This is a genomic window from Sinomonas atrocyanea (genome assembly GCF_030812675.1).
In the GTDB taxonomy this organism is placed as follows: Bacteria; Actinomycetota; Actinomycetes; order Actinomycetales; family Micrococcaceae; genus Sinomonas; species Sinomonas atrocyanea_B.
Window position 1 is genome coordinate 21,931 of record NZ_JAUSTE010000004.1, and the last position, 16,300, is coordinate 38,230.

General features: G+C 73.9%; 13 protein-coding genes. 5 read left to right on the forward strand and 8 right to left on the reverse strand.

Going from position 1 to position 16,300, the window contains the following annotated elements; all coding sequences use genetic code 11:
- Positions 1-21 precede the first annotated feature (21 nt).
- Positions 22-3,939, forward strand: a complete 3,918-nt coding sequence (locus J2W20_RS07630; RefSeq protein WP_373457974.1) for a Pls/PosA family non-ribosomal peptide synthetase — start codon at positions 22-24, stop codon at positions 3,937-3,939.
- Complete coding sequence (locus J2W20_RS07635; protein ID WP_307005885.1) at positions 3,936-5,306, forward strand: M1 family metallopeptidase; 1,371 nt, start codon at positions 3,936-3,938, stop codon at positions 5,304-5,306. Before J2W20_RS07630 ends, J2W20_RS07635 begins: the two co-directional genes overlap by 4 nt.
- A gap of 22 nt (positions 5,307-5,328) precedes the next feature.
- Here the strand turns inward: J2W20_RS07635 and J2W20_RS07640 are convergent, their stop codons facing one another.
- The 3 genes from J2W20_RS07640 to pheS are packed head-to-tail and all read right to left on the reverse strand — an operon-like array spanning position 5,329 to position 9,659.
- On the reverse strand, positions 5,329-6,036 hold the full coding sequence (locus tag J2W20_RS07640) for a 4'-phosphopantetheinyl transferase family protein (RefSeq protein ID WP_307005886.1): 708 nt from the start codon (positions 6,034-6,036) through the stop codon (positions 5,329-5,331).
- Positions 6,037-6,055: 19 nt separating this feature from the next.
- Positions 6,056-8,605, reverse strand: a complete 2,550-nt coding sequence (gene pheT / locus J2W20_RS07645; protein WP_307005887.1) for a phenylalanine--tRNA ligase subunit beta — start codon at positions 8,603-8,605, stop codon at positions 6,056-6,058.
- A gap of 4 nt (positions 8,606-8,609) precedes the next feature.
- Positions 8,610-9,659, reverse strand: a complete 1,050-nt coding sequence (pheS, locus tag J2W20_RS07650) for a phenylalanine--tRNA ligase subunit alpha (protein ID WP_307005888.1) — start codon at positions 9,657-9,659, stop codon at positions 8,610-8,612.
- A gap of 120 nt (positions 9,660-9,779) precedes the next feature.
- On the opposite strand from pheS, the gene J2W20_RS07655 reads away from it, so the two are divergent.
- Together J2W20_RS07655 and J2W20_RS07660 are read left to right on the forward strand one after the other, a co-directional pair.
- Positions 9,780-10,436, forward strand: coding sequence for an SIMPL domain-containing protein (locus J2W20_RS07655; protein WP_307005889.1), 657 nt, complete (start codon positions 9,780-9,782; stop codon positions 10,434-10,436).
- A gap of 59 nt (positions 10,437-10,495) precedes the next feature.
- Complete coding sequence (locus tag J2W20_RS07660) at positions 10,496-11,572, forward strand: Rv2578c family radical SAM protein (RefSeq protein ID WP_307005890.1); 1,077 nt, start codon at positions 10,496-10,498, stop codon at positions 11,570-11,572.
- A gap of 61 nt (positions 11,573-11,633) precedes the next feature.
- Here the strand turns inward: J2W20_RS07660 and J2W20_RS07665 are convergent, their stop codons facing one another.
- On the reverse strand, positions 11,634-12,083 hold the full coding sequence (locus J2W20_RS07665; RefSeq protein ID WP_307005891.1) for a (deoxy)nucleoside triphosphate pyrophosphohydrolase: 450 nt from the start codon (positions 12,081-12,083) through the stop codon (positions 11,634-11,636).
- Between the two features lie 273 nt (positions 12,084-12,356).
- Between J2W20_RS07665 and J2W20_RS07670 the strand changes: the two genes are divergently transcribed.
- Positions 12,357-13,496, forward strand: a complete 1,140-nt coding sequence (locus tag J2W20_RS07670; RefSeq protein ID WP_307006122.1) for an MFS transporter — start codon at positions 12,357-12,359, stop codon at positions 13,494-13,496.
- Between the two features lie 30 nt (positions 13,497-13,526).
- Here the strand turns inward: J2W20_RS07670 and J2W20_RS07675 are convergent, their stop codons facing one another.
- The 4 genes from J2W20_RS07675 to rpmI all read right to left on the reverse strand — a co-directional run bounded on the left by J2W20_RS07675 (position 13,527) and on the right by rpmI (position 16,271).
- Positions 13,527-14,480 (reverse strand): cation diffusion facilitator family transporter, encoded by a 954-nt coding sequence (locus tag J2W20_RS07675; protein ID WP_307005893.1) that lies wholly within the window; start codon positions 14,478-14,480, stop codon positions 13,527-13,529.
- Between the two features lie 113 nt (positions 14,481-14,593).
- Positions 14,594-15,457: a TrmH family RNA methyltransferase gene (locus J2W20_RS07680; protein WP_307005894.1), complete on the reverse strand. Its 864-nt coding sequence runs from the start codon at positions 15,455-15,457 to the stop codon at positions 14,594-14,596.
- A gap of 143 nt (positions 15,458-15,600) precedes the next feature.
- Entirely contained in the window at positions 15,601-15,984 is a 384-nt protein-coding gene (rplT, locus tag J2W20_RS07685) for a 50S ribosomal protein L20 (RefSeq protein WP_066497295.1), read from the reverse strand.
- 92 nt (positions 15,985-16,076) lie between these two features.
- Complete coding sequence (gene rpmI, locus J2W20_RS07690) at positions 16,077-16,271, reverse strand: 50S ribosomal protein L35 (protein ID WP_066497294.1); 195 nt, start codon at positions 16,269-16,271, stop codon at positions 16,077-16,079.
- Positions 16,272-16,300 lie beyond the last annotated feature (29 nt).

The following is a 16,300-nucleotide window of genomic DNA, read 5'->3' on the forward strand; positions in this document are numbered from 1 at the left end:
ACGAGCGAAGAAGGCACGGCAGTGACCGAGACGCACGAGCCCCTGCCCCGCGCCGGGGCCGCGGCCCAGCTGAGGAGTGCGGACCGGGCGCCGGCGCCCCGCACCCTCATCGACATCCTCACCGCGAGCGCCGAGGCCTTCCCCGATGCCCCCGCGCTCGACGACGGCTCGGCCGCCCTCTCCTACGCGGAGCTGCTCGAGGAGGTCCGGGCCATGGGACGCAGGCTCCACGCGGCGGGCCTGGGCGCCGGGGACCGGGTGGGCATCCGCATCCCCTCGGGCACCGCCGAGCTGTACGTGGCGATCCTCGCCACGCTGCTGGTCGGCGCCGCCTACGTGCCGGTCGACGCCGATGACCCGGACGAGCGGGCGAAGCTCGTCTTCAGCGAGGCGAAGGTCGCCGGAATCCTGCGCGGCGGAGGCTCCATGGTGGTCGCGAAGGGCCGGCCCAAGCCCTTTCCGGCGCCCCGGCTGCCCGGAGCGCAGGACGACTGCTGGATCATCTTCACCTCCGGCTCGACCGGCACGCCCAAGGGGGTCGCGGTCAGCCACCGCTCGGCCGCGGCCTTCGTCGACGCCGAGGCCCGGCTCTTCCTGCATGGTGAGCCGATCGGCCCCGACGACCGTGTGCTGGCCGGGCTCTCCGTGGCCTTCGACGCCTCGTGCGAGGAAATGTGGCTCGCGTGGCGGCACGGCGCGTGCCTCGTGCCCGCTCCCCGGGCGCTCGTGCGCACCGGCATGGACCTCGGCCCGTGGCTCGTGCAGCGGGGGATCACCGTCGTCTCGACCGTCCCGACCCTCGCCGCCCTGTGGCCCGCCGAGGCCCTCGAGAACGTGCGCCTCCTCATCTTCGGTGGCGAGGCGTGCCCCCCGGAGCTCGCCGCGCGGCTCGCCGTGGAGGGCCGCGAGGTGTGGAACACGTACGGGCCCACCGAGGCGACGGTCGTCGCGTGCGCGGCGCTGATGGGCGGCTCGGGGCCGGTGCGGATCGGGCTCCCCCTCGACGGCTGGGACCTCGCGGTCGTCGATGCGGCCGGTGCGCCCGTGGCCGCCGGGGAGGTGGGCGAGCTCATCATCGGCGGCGTGGGCCTGGCCCGCTACCTCGACCCGGTGAAGGACGCCGAGAAGTACGCCCCCGTCCCCACGCTGGGGTGGGACCGGGCCTACCGCTCGGGCGACCTCGTGCGGTTCGAGCCCGACGGCCTCTCCTTCCAAGGCCGGGCGGACGAGCAGGTCAAGCTCGGCGGCCGCCGGATCGAGCTCGGCGAGGTCGACGCGGCGCTGCAGGCGCTCCCGGGCATCGCCGGCGCGGCCGCCGCGGTGCGCACGACGGCGGCCGGGAACCAGGTCCTCGTCGGGTACCTCGCGCCGGCCCGCGGCACCGCGCCGGACCTCGCCGCGTGCCGGGCGCGGCTCGCGCGGGAGCTGCCGGCCGCGCTCGTGCCGGTGCTCGCCGTCGTGGACTCCCTCCCGACCACGACGAGCGGGAAGGTGGACCGCAAGTCGCTGCCCTGGCCGCTGCCGGGGCAGGACAACGAGGAGGGCCCCGACCTCGAGCTCCCCGAGGACGCCGCGTGGATCGTCGAGCAGTGGGGCGCCGTCCTCGGCACCGCCGCCCCGGGGCTCGATGCCGACTTCTTCGCCCACGGAGGCGGGTCCCTCGCGGCCGCCCAGCTCGTCTCCGCGCTGCGCCGGCGCTACCCCACCGTCACCGTCGCCGACGTCTACGCGCACCCCAGGGTCGGCGCCCTCGTCGACGCCGTGGTCGGCACCGGCTCCGCCCAGCCCGCCCCGGCCCGCGCCGTGCGCCCCACGCCCGCGCGGACCCAATGGCTCCAGACGCTCATGGGCCTCCCGCTCTTCATCCTCGTGGGCATGCGGTGGCTGACCTACCTCGCCGCCGCGAACAACGTCCTCGCCGCCGGCGCGGGGTTCTCGGCCGCGCCGACGGTCTCCTGGTGGTGGGTCGCGGCGTCCTGGCTGGTGTTCGTCAGCCCCTGGGGACGGATGGCCATCTCGGTGGCAGCGGCCCGGCTCCTCCTGCGCGGGGTCTCCCCCGGCCGCTATCCGCGGGCGGGCTCCGTGCACCTGCGGCTCTGGCTGGCCGAGCAGATCGCCGACCTCGCCCAGGCCGTGAGCCTCGCGAGCGCGCCTTGGGTCCCGTACTACGCGCGCGCGCTCGGGGCGAAGATCGGCCGGGATGCCGTGCTGCACTCCGTCCCCCCGGTCACCGGCATGCTCTCCGTCGGGCCGGGCGCCTCGGTCGAGCCCGAAGTCGACCTCTCGGGCTGGTGGATCGACGGCGACTGGGTCCACCTCGGCGGGATCAGCATCGGCGCCGGTGCCGCCATCGGGGCGCGCAGCACGCTCCTGCCGGGTGCCCGCATCGGCGCGGGCGCCGTCGTCGACCCCGGTTCCGCCGTCTCTGGCAAGGTCAAGGCGGGCCTGCGGGTGGCAGGATCGCCCGCGAGCCGGGTGGGCAAGGCCAAGCCCGGATGGCCGGAGGCTGCGGCGCGGCGCTCCCGGGCGGCCGAGGCCCTGTGGATCGGCGCCTTCGCGGCGGGCTCCGCGCTGCTCGCGCTCATCCCGTTCGCCTCGGCCGCGGCGGCCGGCGTCCTGCTCGCCTGGGCGGCGCGCGGGCACGCCTCGCTCCATGCCGCGCTGGTGCCGCTGCTCGCGGCGACGCCCCTCGCGGCGGCCGCGTGGTTCGTCCTCAACCTCCTGCTCATCGCCGGCACCACCCGTCTGCTCGGCCTCGGGCTCACTGCCGGGTACCACCGCGTACGCTCGCGGACCGGCTGGCAGGTCTGGGCCACCGAGCGGGTCCTCGACCTGGCCCGGGAGGTCCTGTTCCCGGTCTACGCGAGCCTCGCCACGCCCGTCTGGCTGCGGATCCTCGGGGCGAAGGTCGGCAAGGACGTCGAGGCGTCCACCGTGCTGCTGCTGCCGTCGATGACCACCGTCGCCGACGGGGCCTTCCTGGCCGATGACACGATGGTGGCCAGCTACGAGCTCGGCGGAGGCTGGATGAAGATCGCGCCCGCGAAGGTCGGGAAGCGCGCCTTCCTCGGCAACTCCGGGATGACGGCCGCGGGCCGGTCCGTGCCGAAGGACGGGCTCGTCGCCGTCCTCTCCGCCGCACCGAAGAAGGCGAAGTCCGGCTCGTCCTGGCTCGGGAGCCCTCCCGTGCGCCTCCGCCGCACGGCGATCTCGACGGACGCCGAGCGGACCTTCCGGCCGGCGCGGCGCCTGAAGGTCGCCCGCGCCCTGTGGGAGCTGTGCCGCGCGGTTCCGGTGGTGCTCACCGTGGCCATCACCGTCGCCGTGCTCGCGGCCCTCGACTGGCTCGCCGCCGCATGGGGGTACCTGGCCGCGGCGCTGCTGTGCGGGGCGGTCATGCTCGCAGCCGGGGCGGTCGCGGCGGCATCCGCGACCGCCGCGAAGTGGCTCTTCGTCGGTCGGATCCACGCCGGCGAGCACCCCCTGTGGAGCTCGTTCGTGTGGCGCAACGAGGTCCAGGACACGTTCGTCGAGATGGTCGCGGCCCCCTGGTTCGCGCGGGCAGCGGCCGGCACCCCGGCGCTCGTGTGGTGGCTGCGGTCCCTCGGGGCGAAGATCGGCTCCGGCGCCTGGTGCGAGAGCTACTGGCTGCCTGAGGCGGACCTCGTCTCGCTCGGGCGCAGCTCGACCGTGAACCGCGGCTGCGTCGTGCAGACGCACCTGTTCCACGACCGCATCATGGCGATCGACACCGCCGCGCTCGGCGAGGGGGCGACGCTCGGGCCGCACGGCGTCGTCCTCCCCGGCGCGAGGATCGACGACGGCGCGACGGTCGGGCCGGCGTCGCTCGTCATGCGGGGCGAGCACGTGCCCGCGGGAACATACTGGCGCGGCAACCCCGTGGTGCCGTGGAAGGAACCGGAGGCACCCACCAGGTGAGACAGGACCGCCACGTCACCCCGGCCCCGCCCCCCGGCAGCGGCGGCCTCCCCGACCCCTACACGCCCGGGCACGGAAGCCCCGACTACACCGTCGCGCACTACGACCTCGACCTCGAGGTCAAGCTCGCGAGCAACCGGCTCGCGGGCAGGGCGCGGCTGCGCGCCACGGCGAACCGGCGCCTCGAGACGATCACCCTCAGCCTCGCCGGACTCCGTGTGCTCAAGGCACAGGTCGAGGGTGCGAGGGCCAAGGCCGTCCAGCGCGGGGACGAGCTGCGCATCACGCCCGCCACCCCCGTGCCCGAGGGCAGGGACTTCTCGCTCGAGGTCCGGTACGAGGGCAGCCCGGGCCCCACGGACGGCGAGTGGGGCGATGTGGGCTGGGAAGAGCTCGAGGACGGCATCCTCGTCGCGGGACAGCCCGTCGGCGCGCCCACGTGGTTCCCCTGCAACGACCACCCCAGCCAGAAGGCCACCTTCCGCATCTCCGCCTCGGCCGACGCCGGGTACCGCGTCGTGTCGAACGGCCTCGTGGTGGGGCACCGGCGCAAGGCCAGCCGGGAGACCTGGATCTACGAGGTCCACGAGCCGATGGCGCCCTACCTGGCCACCCTGCTGATCGGCCGGTTCCAGCTGCTCGAGCTCGGGCGCCTGCCCCGCCGGGAGTACCCCGCGGTCGGGGTGTTCGCGGCCGTCCCGCCGGCCCTGCGCCAGGACGCGCTCACGGGGCTGCGCGACCAGCAGGCCATGCTCGCGCTGTTCACCGACCTCTTCGGGCCCTACCCCTTCCGTGACTACACCGTGGTGGTGACCGAGGACGAGCTCGAGATCCCGCTCGAGGCGCAGACGCTCTCCATCGTGGGCCGCAACCACATCACCCGCAGCTGGGAGTCGCAGCGGCTCCTCGCGCACGAGCTCGCGCACCAGTGGTTCGGCAATTCCGTCACCGCCAGGACGTGGGAGGACATCTGGCTCCACGAGGGCTTCGCGTGCTACGCGGAGTGGCTCTGGAGCGAGCACGCGGGCCAGGGTTCCGTGGCCTCGCGGGCCGAGGCAGCGTGGACGCTCGTGGCGGCGCAGCGGCAGGACCTCGCGGTCGGCGCTCCCGGGGCGGCGATGATGTTCGACGACCGCGTGTACAAGCGCGGGGCCCTCGCCCTGCACGCCGTGCGGCGCGTGCTCGGGGACGACAGGTTCTTCCGTGCCCTGCGGGCCTTCTGCGAGGAGAACCGGCACGCGAACGCGTCCACGGCAGACTTCCTCGAGCTCCTCGACCGCGTGGGCGCCGGGGCGCCCGGCTTCGAGGCGCACGCGGTCCTGCGCCCGTGGCTGTTCGAGGGTCCGCTGCCGCCGCTGCCGGCGTAGTCCCTCCCCCACAGGCCCGGGATCAGGTCCGGGCGACGGCGGCGACGAAGCCCTCCGGGAGGCCGAGCTCCACCGCATCCAGGTCGCGCACACGCGGGTCGCCGCTGGTGCTGACCGCTGCGGGATCGGTGCGGAGGCCCGTCCCCATGGCCTTGAGCAGGGCCTCCTTGCGCACCCACAGCCGCGCCGCCTCGACCGGCGGATCCTGTGCCGACCAGACGCGGCGGCCCTCGTCCGCCGTGAAGGCCGCGTCCGGCAGCGTCCCGCGGAAGTCCGCAACGTGGGCCAGATCGACGCCGATCCGCGCCGGGGCGGCCCCGACCTCGCGCCCCCAAGGGGCGGCCTCGCGCTCCCCCGGGGCGGCCTCGGCGGCCAGGAGGGCCCACCCGCCGGCCCGGGACATGCTCGCGGCGACGTCCAGCGGGAGCCGCACCCCGTCGTCGTGCGTGGTGTCCGCGCCGGCGCACGGAGCTTCTCGGACGAGGGCGAAGCCCGGCGCGCCGTGCTCCCCCGGCCCGCACGCGGGGCAGCGGTAGGCGGGGACGACGAGCCGCGGATCCGTGCCGGCGAGCTCGGCGACGAGGCACCGCAGCGCGAGCCGTCCCGCGACGAACTCGCGGCTGCGGATCGGGTCGAGGAGCGCCGAGGCCCGCTCGAGCTCGCCCGGAGTGCAGACGCCGGCGGGCAGCCCCGACCCGGGATGACCGAGCGGAACTGCCCGCAGGCGCATCGCGGCGGCGGAGCGGCGTCTAGCCGCGCTGCACCGCGCCGAACCGCTCGGCGGCACGTGCCACGGCAGCGGCGCGCGCCTCGGACGCCTCGTCGGCGGTCAGCGTGCGGTCGTCGGCGCGGAACCGCAGGCCGAATGCGAGGGACTTCTTGCCCTCGTCGATGCCCTTGCCGGTGTACACGTCGAACAGGTGGACGTCCTCGAGGAGGTCGCCGGCACCTTCGCGGAGGGCGCCGAGCACGGCGTCGGCCGGGAGCGCCGCGTCGACGATCAGCGCGACGTCCTGCGTCGCCACGGGGAACGTCGAGAGGTGGCGGGCCACGACGACGTCCGCGGCGGCCTCGAAGAGGGCGTCGGCGTCGAGCTCGAAGGCCACGGACCGGGCGGGGAGGTCGAGGCCGGCCAGGAGCTTCGGGTGCAGTTCTCCGGCGTAGCCCACCGTCTCGCCGGAGCGCAGGCTCAGCTGGGCCGCCCGGCCGGGATGGAACGCCTGGTGCGAGCCCTGCGAGACCACGAGCTCCACGCCGAGGACCTCGCCGGCCATGCGGGCGTAGTCCAGCGCGTCGGCCCAGTCCCAGGCCCGCGGCGCGCTGCCAGGGGCCTCGGGCATGTCCTTGCCGGTGAACACGCCCGCGACGTGGAGCGGCTGGTCCGGCAGCCCGTTGTAGAGGGAGTCGAGGACCTCGTCCGCGGGGCGCACCCCCAGGGGCGGGATGACGGCGGTGCCGAGCGGCCCGTCCCCAGGGAGGAAGACGAGGCCGGCCTCGTAGAGGGCCAGGTCGCGGAAGCCGCGCCCGTGGTTGCGCCGGGCGGTCTCCAGGAGCCCCGGCAGCAGGGAGGTGCGCAGCCAGCCGCGCTCCTCGCTGAGCGGGTTGGCGAGCTTGACCGCGGGCCGCGGGGCGCCCTCCTCCGGCACACCGAAGGTCTCGTTCTCGGCCTTGGTGGCGAAGGGGTACGCGAGCACCTCGGTCAGGCCCGCGTCGGCCAGGGCCTGGACGAGCCGGCGGCGCTGCTGCTGGCTGCGGGTGAACCCGCGGCCCGGGGGCGCGGTCGGCAGGGTCGCCGGGATCTTGTCGTAGCCGACGAGCCGGGCGATCTCCTCGGACAGGTCTTCCTTGGTCTCGAGGTCGTTGCGCCAGCTCGGCGGGGTGACCACGAAGTCCTCGCCGGCACGCTCCACGTCGGCACCGAGGTCGCCGAGGGCTCGGGTGATGAGCTCCTCGCTGAACTCCATGCCGATCCGCGAGGACGCGAACCCCGCGGGCAGCTCGATCCGCACGGGGGTGGGCGCGGTCCCGACGTCAGTTCCCGCCTCGTCGGCGACCCCGCCGCCGTACTGGACCAGGAGGTCGACGACGCGCTGCGCGGCGACCCCGGCGACGTTCCAGTCGACGCCCCGCTCGAAGCGCTTGGACGCCTCCGAGGGCAGCTTGTGGCGGCGGCGCGAGCGGGCGATGCTCACGGTGTCGAAGTGGGCGGCCTCGATGAGGACGTTCACGGTCGCATCCGAGCACTCGGTCGCGGCGCCGCCCATGACGCCGGCGATGCCGATCGGGCCGGACTCGTCCGTGATGAGCAGGTCCTCGGGGTCGAGGGTCCGGACCCTGTCGTCGAGCGTGGTGATCTTCTCCCCCGGCGCGGCGCGGCGGACCGTGATGGGCCCGGTGAGCGTGTCGAGGTCGTAGCAGTGCGTGGGCTGGCCGAGCTCGAACATGACGTAGTTCGAGATGTCCACGGGCAGGGAGATCGACCGCACGCCGGCGAGGCGCAGCCGCGAGACCATCCACTGGGGGGTGGGCCGGGTCGGGTCGATGCCGCGGACGGTGCGCGCCACGAGGCGGTCGCAGCCGGGCACGCCGTAGATCGGCGCCCGGTCGTCGAGCACCACGTCGTAGCCGCCCGCGAGCGTCTGGGGCGCCTCCACGAGCTCGGCCGGGTCGGTGAACTCGGTGCCGGTGGCGTGCGAGTACTCGCGGGCGATCCCCCGGATGGAGAAGCAGTAGGCGCGGTCCGGGGTGACGTTGATCTCGGCGGCCTCGTCGGTGAGCCCGAGGAGCTCGAGGGCGTCCGTCCCGACCTCCGGGTCGAGCCCGATGCGGGAGAGGACGAGAATGCCGTCGTGGTCGTCGCCGATCCCGAGCTCGCGCACGGAGGCGATCATCCCGGCCGAGACGTGGCCGTAGGTCTTGCGGGCGGCGATGTGGAAGTCGCCGGGAAGCGTGGCCCCGGGCAGGGTCACGACGACCTTGTCCCCCGGGGCGAAGTTGTGCGCGCCGCACACGATCCCCTGGACGCCCGACGGCTCGATGCCCTTGCCCGTGAGGGTCTGCTCCTGGCCCTCGGGGACCACGCGCACCTGGCACCAGTTGATGGTCTTGCCGTTGCTCTGCGGCTCCTTGACCGCGCTGAGCACCTGGCCGACCACGATGGGCCCGCGGATCGAGTCGGCGGGCCGGTGGACGGCCTCCTCCTCGAGGCCGACCTTGACGAGGTCGGCCATGAGGTCCTCGGCGGTCGCGTCCGCGGGGAGCTGCGTGTACTCGCGCAGCCACGAAAGGGGGATTCGCATTGGACTAGATCTCCATCCCGAAGTGCTGGCTGAAGCGGACGTCGCCCTCGATCATGTCGTGCATGTCGGCGACCTCGTTGCGGAACATGAGGGTGCGCTCGATGCCCATCCCGAACGCGAACCCCGAGTACTGCTCGGGGTCGATGCCCGCCGCCCGCAGGACGTTCGGGTTGACCATCCCGCACCCGCCCCACTCGATCCAGGCGGGCCCGCCCTTCGCGCCGGGGTGCCAGATGTCCAGCTCGGCGCTCGGCTCGGTGAACGGGAAGTAGTTGGGACGCAGGCGGATCTGGGCCTCTGCCCCGAACATCTGCCGCGCGAAGTGCTCGAGCGTCCCGCGCAGGTCCGCCATGGACAGGCCCTCGTCGATCGCGAGGCCCTCGAACTGGTGGAACACCGGGGTGTGGGTCGCGTCGAGCTCGTCCGTGCGGAACACCTTGCCGGGGCAGAGCACGTAGAGGGGGACCTCGCGCTCGAGCATCGAGCGGACCTGCACCGGCGACGTGTGCGTGCGCAGGAGCAGGTGCGCCTCGGGCGGGTCGACGAAGAACGTGTCCTGCATCTCGCGCGCGGGGTGGTCGGGCTTGAAGTTGAGGGCGTCGAAGTTGAACCACTCGGACTCGAGCTCGGGCCCCTCGGCGATCTCCCAGCCCATGCCCACGAAGATGTCGCTGACCCGGTCCTGCAGGGTCGACAGCGGGTGCCGGGCGCCGGCGCGCCTGCGCCGGGGTGCCGCCGTGACGTCGACGGTCTCCTCGACGAGGATCCGGGCCGCATCCTCGGCCTCGAGCACGGACTGCCGCTCGGCGATGGCCTTGTTGACCCTCCCCCGGGCCCCGCCGACCAGCTTGCCGGCCGCGGCCTTGGACTCCTTGGGGAGGGAGCCGATCGCGCGGTTGGCGAGGGCGAGGGGGGACTTCTCCCCGGTGTGGGCGATGCGCGCCGACTTGAGCGCATCGAGGTCGGCGGCACCCGCGACGGCCTCGAGGGCCCTCTCGACGGCGGCGGCGACGGCGGCCTCGTCCACGGGGTCGGGGACGCTCGTCTCGCTCACGGGAACCTCTGTCTCGGCGGATGGGGGCGTAGTCTCGGGCACCCGTCAAGTCTAGTTCACGGCTACGATGCCCCTGTGCGCGCCGGGGCGCGCCGCCGCCGGCGGAAGGACCTGATAGCCATGAGCAGTCCGCACTCCATCACCGTCACCGGCACCGGATCGGTGACCGTGGTTCCCGACATCGCCGTGCTCCGCGTGGGGGCGGAGGTCCGCTCCCCCCGCCTGGGCGAGGCGTACGACGGCGCCTCCCGGGCTTCCGAGTCGATCGTCGCCGCGGCGCTGCGTTCCGGGGTGACGCGCTCCGATATAGTCTCCTCCTCGCTCTCGGTGGCGCCGGAGCTGACCTGGGAGGAGGGCCGCGGCCAGCAGCTCGTGGGCTACGTCGCGAGCCGGGGCCTGACGATCGGGGCCCGGGACCTGGCCCGCACCGGCGAGCTCCTCGACGCGGTCGTCGCGGCCGGCGGCGGCGCGGTGCGCATCCACGGCATCTCCCTCGGCGTCTCGGACCCCTCGGCGGCGGAGGCCTCGGCGCAGGCCGCCGCCTTCCACGAGGCCGAGGGGGCGGCCCGGCGGCTCGCCGCCCTGGCCGGGCGGGCACTGGGCGCCGCAGTCCGCATCGATGCCGGCGGCCCGCCGGCCGCCGCGCCACCGGGGGCACCCGTGCCGCTGAGGCGGGCCTCCTTCACAGCACCCGAGCCGAGCGCACCGCTCGAGGCCGGCGAGACCGAGGTGCGGGCGAGCGTGACGGTGACCTGGTCCCTGGTCGAGGAGGCGTAGCGGAGGCCCCGCCCCAGCGCCCCTTGACACTGATTCGAAGATGTATTCGAATGAGTGTCATGCGATGGAACACGCAGTCGGTCGCCGAGCCGCTCTCCGGGTCGGACGACGGCACCCCGGCCCAGCCGCCCCTCCTGTCCCTTGCGGGCGCGCTGCGCACGGTGAGGACGCCGGAGTTCCAGGGAATCACCTTCCACGAGGTCGCCGCGAAATCGGCGCTCAACAAGGTCCCGCCGGCGTCCTCCATGCCGTTCCACTGGACCGTCAATCCCTACCGCGGGTGCAGCCATGCCTGCGTCTACTGCTTCGCGCGCAAGACCCACACGTACCTCGACCTCGATTCCGGCCTCGACTTCGACCGACAGCTCGTGGTCAAGGTCAACGTCGGCGAGGTGCTGCGGGCCGAGGTCTCGAGGCGCTCCTGGGCGCGGGAGCACGTGGCGCTCGGGACCAACACCGATCCCTACCAGCGTGCCGAGGGCCGCTACGCCCTGATGCCCGGGATCATCCGCGCCCTCGCGGACTCCGGAACCCCGTTCTCCATCCTGACCAAGGGAACGCTGCTCGCCCGTGACATCCCGCTCCTGAAGGCAGCTGCGGCCCAGGTGCCGATCGGCGCCGGGATCTCCCTCGCCGTCCTCGACCCCGAGCTCCAGTCCGCCCTCGAGCCCGGGACCCCCTCCCCCGCCGCCCGGCTGCACCTGGTGTCGAGGCTGCGCGACGCGGGCCTGCCGTGCGGGGTCATGGCGATGCCCATCCTCCCCTGGCTCACCGACTCCGAGGAGCACCTCGACGCGCTCATGGGCAGGCTCGCCGAGGCCGGTGCGACCGGGGTCACAGCCGGAGCGCTGCACCTGCGCCCAGGGACCCGCGAGTGGTTCATGGGATGGCTCGCGAAGACGCACCCGCGGCTGGTCGGCCGCTACCGCAGGCTCTACGCGAAGGGCTCCTACGCCCCGTCCGAGTACCGCGCGTGGCTGGGCCGGCGCGTCGCGGCCGCCAAGGCCCGCCATGGCTTCGGCCGGGGCTTCGAGCGCGATGAGGCCTTCGGCCACCGCGACGGCGATGTCCTCGCCGCCGGGGGTCTGGCGGCGCAAGAGCCCGCCCGCGCCCCGCGGCAGGATGCCCTCTTCTGATCCCGGGCAGGAGCGCTGCGGCCCAGAGTGTCAGCGGATGGCGTGACTGCGGCCGGGAGTGTCAGCGGACGGCGTGGCGGCGGACCGCGTCCACGATCGGGAAGTCCGCGGGGATCCAGTCCAGCTCCGTCAGGGCATCCCCCTCGAGTCCGACCCACCGCAGCTCGTCATGGTCCTGCAGGGGCTCGGGCACGCCCGCGCGCACCTCGGCGAGCCACACCCGCATCGCCGCCCGGTCGCTGAGGGGCCACCCCTGAGGCAGCGGGCCGGGCACCTCGGGCCCGAGGGCCACGGCCACGCCGAGCTCCTCGTCCAGCTCGCGGCGCAGGCCTTCCTCGGCCGACTCTCCGTCCTCGACCTTTCCCCCCGGGAACTCCCAGAGGCCCGCAAAGGCCGGCGGCGCCGTCCTGCGCGCCGCCAGGAGCATGGTGGGGCGCTCGAGCGAATCGACGATCGCTCCCCCGACCACTTGGACGAACTGGGGGCCGGCTCCGTCGGTCTGCGTCTGCACCGGCCCAGTCTAGGGCCCAGCCCAGGAGCCGGACGGAATGGGAGCACCTCCCGTACTGTTGGCAGGAGACGAGGGCCGACGGCGATCCTCCCCAGACCCCATCAGGCCCCCGACACCAGGAATGCCACCGTGCCCACGCCCGAACCGCCCGCCCTCCCGCATGCCCCCACGGCGCCCGCCGAGAGGTTCCCCCCTGTCAGACCCGCCGGACGCCCCGGGACGGTCGCCGGGCATCGTTCCACGCTGCTCGCCCCCAAGCCCCTCTTCTGGGCCATGCTGGCCCTCGGCCTCGGCGGCTTCGCGATCGGGACCGTCGAGTTCGCGACCATGGGGCTGCTCAAGGAGATCGAGCGCGGGCTCGCCATCAGCACCCCGCAGGCCGGCCAGCTCATCTCCGCGTACGCCCTCGGCGTCGTGGTGGGGGCACCGCTGCTGGCCGCGGTCGGCGCCCGGCTCCCGCGCAAGGCCCTGGTCCTCGGCCTCATGGCGTTCTACGCGCTCGCGAACCTGTCCTCGTTCGTGGCCCCCGGCTACGGCGCGATGCTCCTCTCGCGCTTCGCCGCGGGCCTTCCGCATGGGGCCTACTTCGGCACGGCCGCGGTCATCGCGGCCTCGCTCGTGGCGCCCACGAAGAGGGGATGGGCCATCGCCACGGTCATGTCCGGCCTGACGATCGCCAACGTCCTCGGGGTGCCCGCGGCCACCTGGCTCGGGCAGTCGCTGGGCTGGCGCCTGCTGTTCGTCGTGACCGCGGTGATCGCCCTCGCCTGCGTGGCGATGGTCGCCCGATTCGTCCCGTACGAGCCGCCGCATCCGGAGGCGAGCATCCGCAGGGAGCTCTCGGCGCTCCGCCGGGGGCAGCTGTGGCTCGCCCTCGCCGTCGGCGTCGTGGGCTTCGGCGGCTTCTTCGCCACCTACACGTACATTGCCCACACGATGACGTCCGTCGCCGGGCTCCCCGAGGCGCTGATGCCGGTGGTCGTGGCGCTGTACGGGCTCGGGATGGTCGCGGGCAACATGGCCGGCGGCCGCCTCGCCGACCGCTCGGTGATGGGCACGATCTACTGGGCGCTCGCCGCCGTGGCAGGGGTGATGGTGCTCTACGGCCTCGCCGCGCCCGTCTGGCCGCTCGCCCTGCTCATGGTGTTCGTGGTGGGCGGCTCCGGCTCGGTCCTCATCCCCGCGCTCCAGGCGCGGCTGCTGGACTCCGCCCCTGGCGCCGCGACCCTCGCCACCTCGCTGAGCCACTCGGCCCTCAACGTGGCCAACGCCCTCGGCGCGTTCCTCGGAGGAGCGGTCATCGCGGCGGGCTGGGGCTTCGTCGCGCCGGCGTACGTCGGGGCGGTCCTCGCAGTGCTGGGCCTCGGGATCGCGCTGCTGAGCGGCGCCCTCGAGCGGCGCAAGGCCCGCTGAGGGCGCCGGGCACGCTGAGCGCACCGGGCGCTATCCGGCGGACGGTTCCGTGACGGCCGGGGGCCGCGCGTCCCCGTCCCGGTGGATGTCCGGCTCGAGGTAGATGACCCGTGCGCTCGGGACCGAGGCCCTGATCCGGGCCTCGGCCTCGTCGATCGTCCGGGCGATCTCCGCGCCGCTCGCCCCGCGGGCCACGCTGATCTTGGCGCCGACCAGCAGTTCCTCGGGGCCCAGGTGCATGGTGCGCAGGTGGATGATCCGGGTCCCGTCGGCGGTGATCGCCGCCTCGATGCGCCGCACGTCGGAGCGGGTGGCCGATTCGCCGAGCAGGAGCGAGCTGGTCTCGAGGGCGAGCACGGCGGCGATCACCACGAGGAGCAGTCCGATCATGGCTGTCCCCGCGGCGTCCCAGAGGCCGTTGCCCGTGACGAGCGTGAGGGAGACGCCGACGAGGGCGAACAGGAGGCCGAGGAGCGCGCCGAAGTCCTCGAGGAGGATCACGGGCAGCTCGGGCTGCTTCGCGTTGCGGACGAAGGCCACCCAGGACTGGCCGCCGCGGAGGTGGTGCGCCTCCCGGACCGCGGTGCGGAAGGAGAGGCCCTCCGCTGTCGCGGCGCCCACGAGGATGACGAGGGGCACCCACCACCAGGGTCCCTCGATGCCGTGGGGGTCCTTGAACTTCTCCCAGGCTTCGAAGAGGGCGAACAGGCCGCCGACGCTGAACAGCACGATCGAGACGATGAACGCGTAGATGTACCGCTCTCGCCCGTAGCCGAACGGGTGCTCCGGGTTCGCCTGCTTGCGGGAGCGCTTCCCGCCGACGAGGAGGAGCAGCTGGTTGCCTGAGTCGGCCACCGAGTGGATCGCCTCGGCGAGCATCGACGAGGATGCCGTGAGCGCGAAGGCGAGGAACTTCATCACCGCGATCGACAGGTTCGCCGTCAGCGCCGCCACGACGGCCTTGGTCCCACCACCGGACGACATGGTCCCCTCCTTCACGGTCCCCACCGAGGTGCTGGACCCAGACTGATGTGCTTGCCGATCCCCTGAGGTGCGCACGGGCGGCTCGGTCCTACCCTACGGGCACCTGCCCCCGCTCAGCGCCGCTGGCTCCTGGCGCTCGCGTACAGGCAGACCGTCGCGGCGGTGCCGACGTTGAGGCTCTCGGCCCGTCCGTACAGGGGGACCGCGACCCGGTGGTCGGCGAGGTCCTTCTCCGCGTCGCTGAGGCCCTGCGCCTCGTTGCCGAAGAGCCACGCGGTCGGGTCCTCGAGGCGGTACTCCCCCGCGTCCCCGTCTCCGCCGGCCCTGCGGCCGGCCGCGGCGTCCTGGAGGCCGTCGAGGTCGAGCGGGCCGCCGCCGTCGGCCGCGAGGATGCCGAGGCCCGCGGCGCGGGCCGCGGCAGCGAAGTCCGCAGGATCGACGCCGAGCACCACCGGCACGTGGAAGATCGAGCCCGCGGTGCTGCGGACGGCCTTGGGGTTGTAGATGTCGACGCTCCCGGCGGTGAGGACCACGGCGGCGGCCCCGGCGGAGTCGGCGGCGCGCAGGATCGTGCCCGCATTCCCCGGGTCCTGCACCCGGCACATGACGGCGAGCAGACGGGGCCGCGGTGCGAGGACGGAGGCGAGCGGGACGTCGAGCATGGTGCACACGGCCACGATGCCCTGGGGGTTCACGGTGTCCGCCATGGCGGCGAGGACCTCGTCGTCCGCGAGCCGCAGCCTGCCGGTGGCCTCGGCGAGGTGGGCGATCTCGGGATGGCGGGAGAGGCAGGGCTCGCTCGCGTAGAGCTCGACGACGACCGGTTCGGCCCCCACGGCGCGGCGCTCGGCGTCCATCCGGAGCGCCTCGCGCACGGCCTGGGGGCCCTCGGCGAGGAACTGCCGCCGGCGGTTCCGAGCGGCCCGGGTGGCCAGCTTGGCGACATCGCGGACGCGGTCGGCGCGAGGATTGGTCATGGTCGGACTCGGTATCACGCCCCAACTCTAGCGAGCCGTGCCCGGCCGCGGACGCGGCAGCGCCCGCGCAGCCTGGGGCTGCGCGGGCGCTGGACGGAGGGCGCTTCCGCCGGGGCATCCCCGGCAGCGCTGCCCTGCAGGTGCTACTTGGCGACCGGGGCGTTGACGTCGGCCGGGAGGGCCTTCTTCGCAACCTCGACGAGGGCCGCGAACGCGGCGGCGTCGGAGACGGCCAGCTCGGCGAGCATGCGGCGGTCCACCTCGACCTCAGCGGCCTTGAGGCCCTGGATGAGGCGGTTGTAGGTCAGGCCGTTGGCGCGGGAGGCAGCGTTGATGCGCTGGATCCACAGGCGGCGGAAGTCGCCCTTCCGCTTGTGGCGGTCCTGGTAGCTGTACACGAACGAGTGCAGCAGCTGTTCCTTGGCCTTGCGGTACAGGCGCGAGCGCTGACCACGGTAGCCGGACGCCCGATCGAGGACGGTACGGCGCTTCTTCAGGGCGTTGACTGCCCGCTTCACACGTGCCACGTGCGTACTCCTTTTGAATCTCTCCCAGACACCCGGGCTCTGCCCGGCCGGGATGGCTCGTGGCCCCTCTCAGGGCCGGTGGGTGGAAGAAATCAGATGCCGAGCATGCGCTTGATGACCTTGGCGTCGCCGCCCGAGACGATCTTGTCCGCGGCGAGGCGGCGCGTGAGCGTCGTCGGCTTGTGCTCGAGGTAGTGGCGGCGGTTGGCCTGCTGGCGCTTGAGCTTGCCGGAACCGGTCAGCTTGAAGCGCTTCTTGGCGCCGCTGTGCGTCTTCATCTTCGGCATGGGAACCGATCTCCTTTTGCTTCCCGCGG

Excerpts from the sequence above, each read along its gene's own strand:
- J2W20_RS07640 (WP_307005886.1), bottom strand. The coding sequence starts at position 6,036 with ATGCGCCTGCGGGCAGTTCCGCTCGGTCATCCCGGGTCGGGGCTGCCC.
- pheT (WP_307005887.1), bottom strand. The coding sequence starts at position 8,605 with ATGCGAATCCCCCTTTCGTGGCTGCGCGAGTACACGCAGCTCCCCGCG.
- J2W20_RS07655 (WP_307005889.1), top strand. The coding sequence starts at position 9,780 with ATGAGCAGTCCGCACTCCATCACCGTCACCGGCACCGGATCGGTGACC.
- J2W20_RS07660 (WP_307005890.1), top strand. The coding sequence starts at position 10,496 with ATGCGATGGAACACGCAGTCGGTCGCCGAGCCGCTCTCCGGGTCGGAC.
- J2W20_RS07670 (WP_307006122.1), top strand. The coding sequence starts at position 12,357 with ATGCTGGCCCTCGGCCTCGGCGGCTTCGCGATCGGGACCGTCGAGTTC.
- J2W20_RS07675 (WP_307005893.1), bottom strand. The coding sequence starts at position 14,480 with ATGTCGTCCGGTGGTGGGACCAAGGCCGTCGTGGCGGCGCTGACGGCG.
- J2W20_RS07680 (WP_307005894.1), bottom strand. The coding sequence starts at position 15,457 with ATGACCAATCCTCGCGCCGACCGCGTCCGCGATGTCGCCAAGCTGGCC.
- rpmI (WP_066497294.1), bottom strand. The coding sequence starts at position 16,271 with ATGCCGAAGATGAAGACGCACAGCGGCGCCAAGAAGCGCTTCAAGCTG.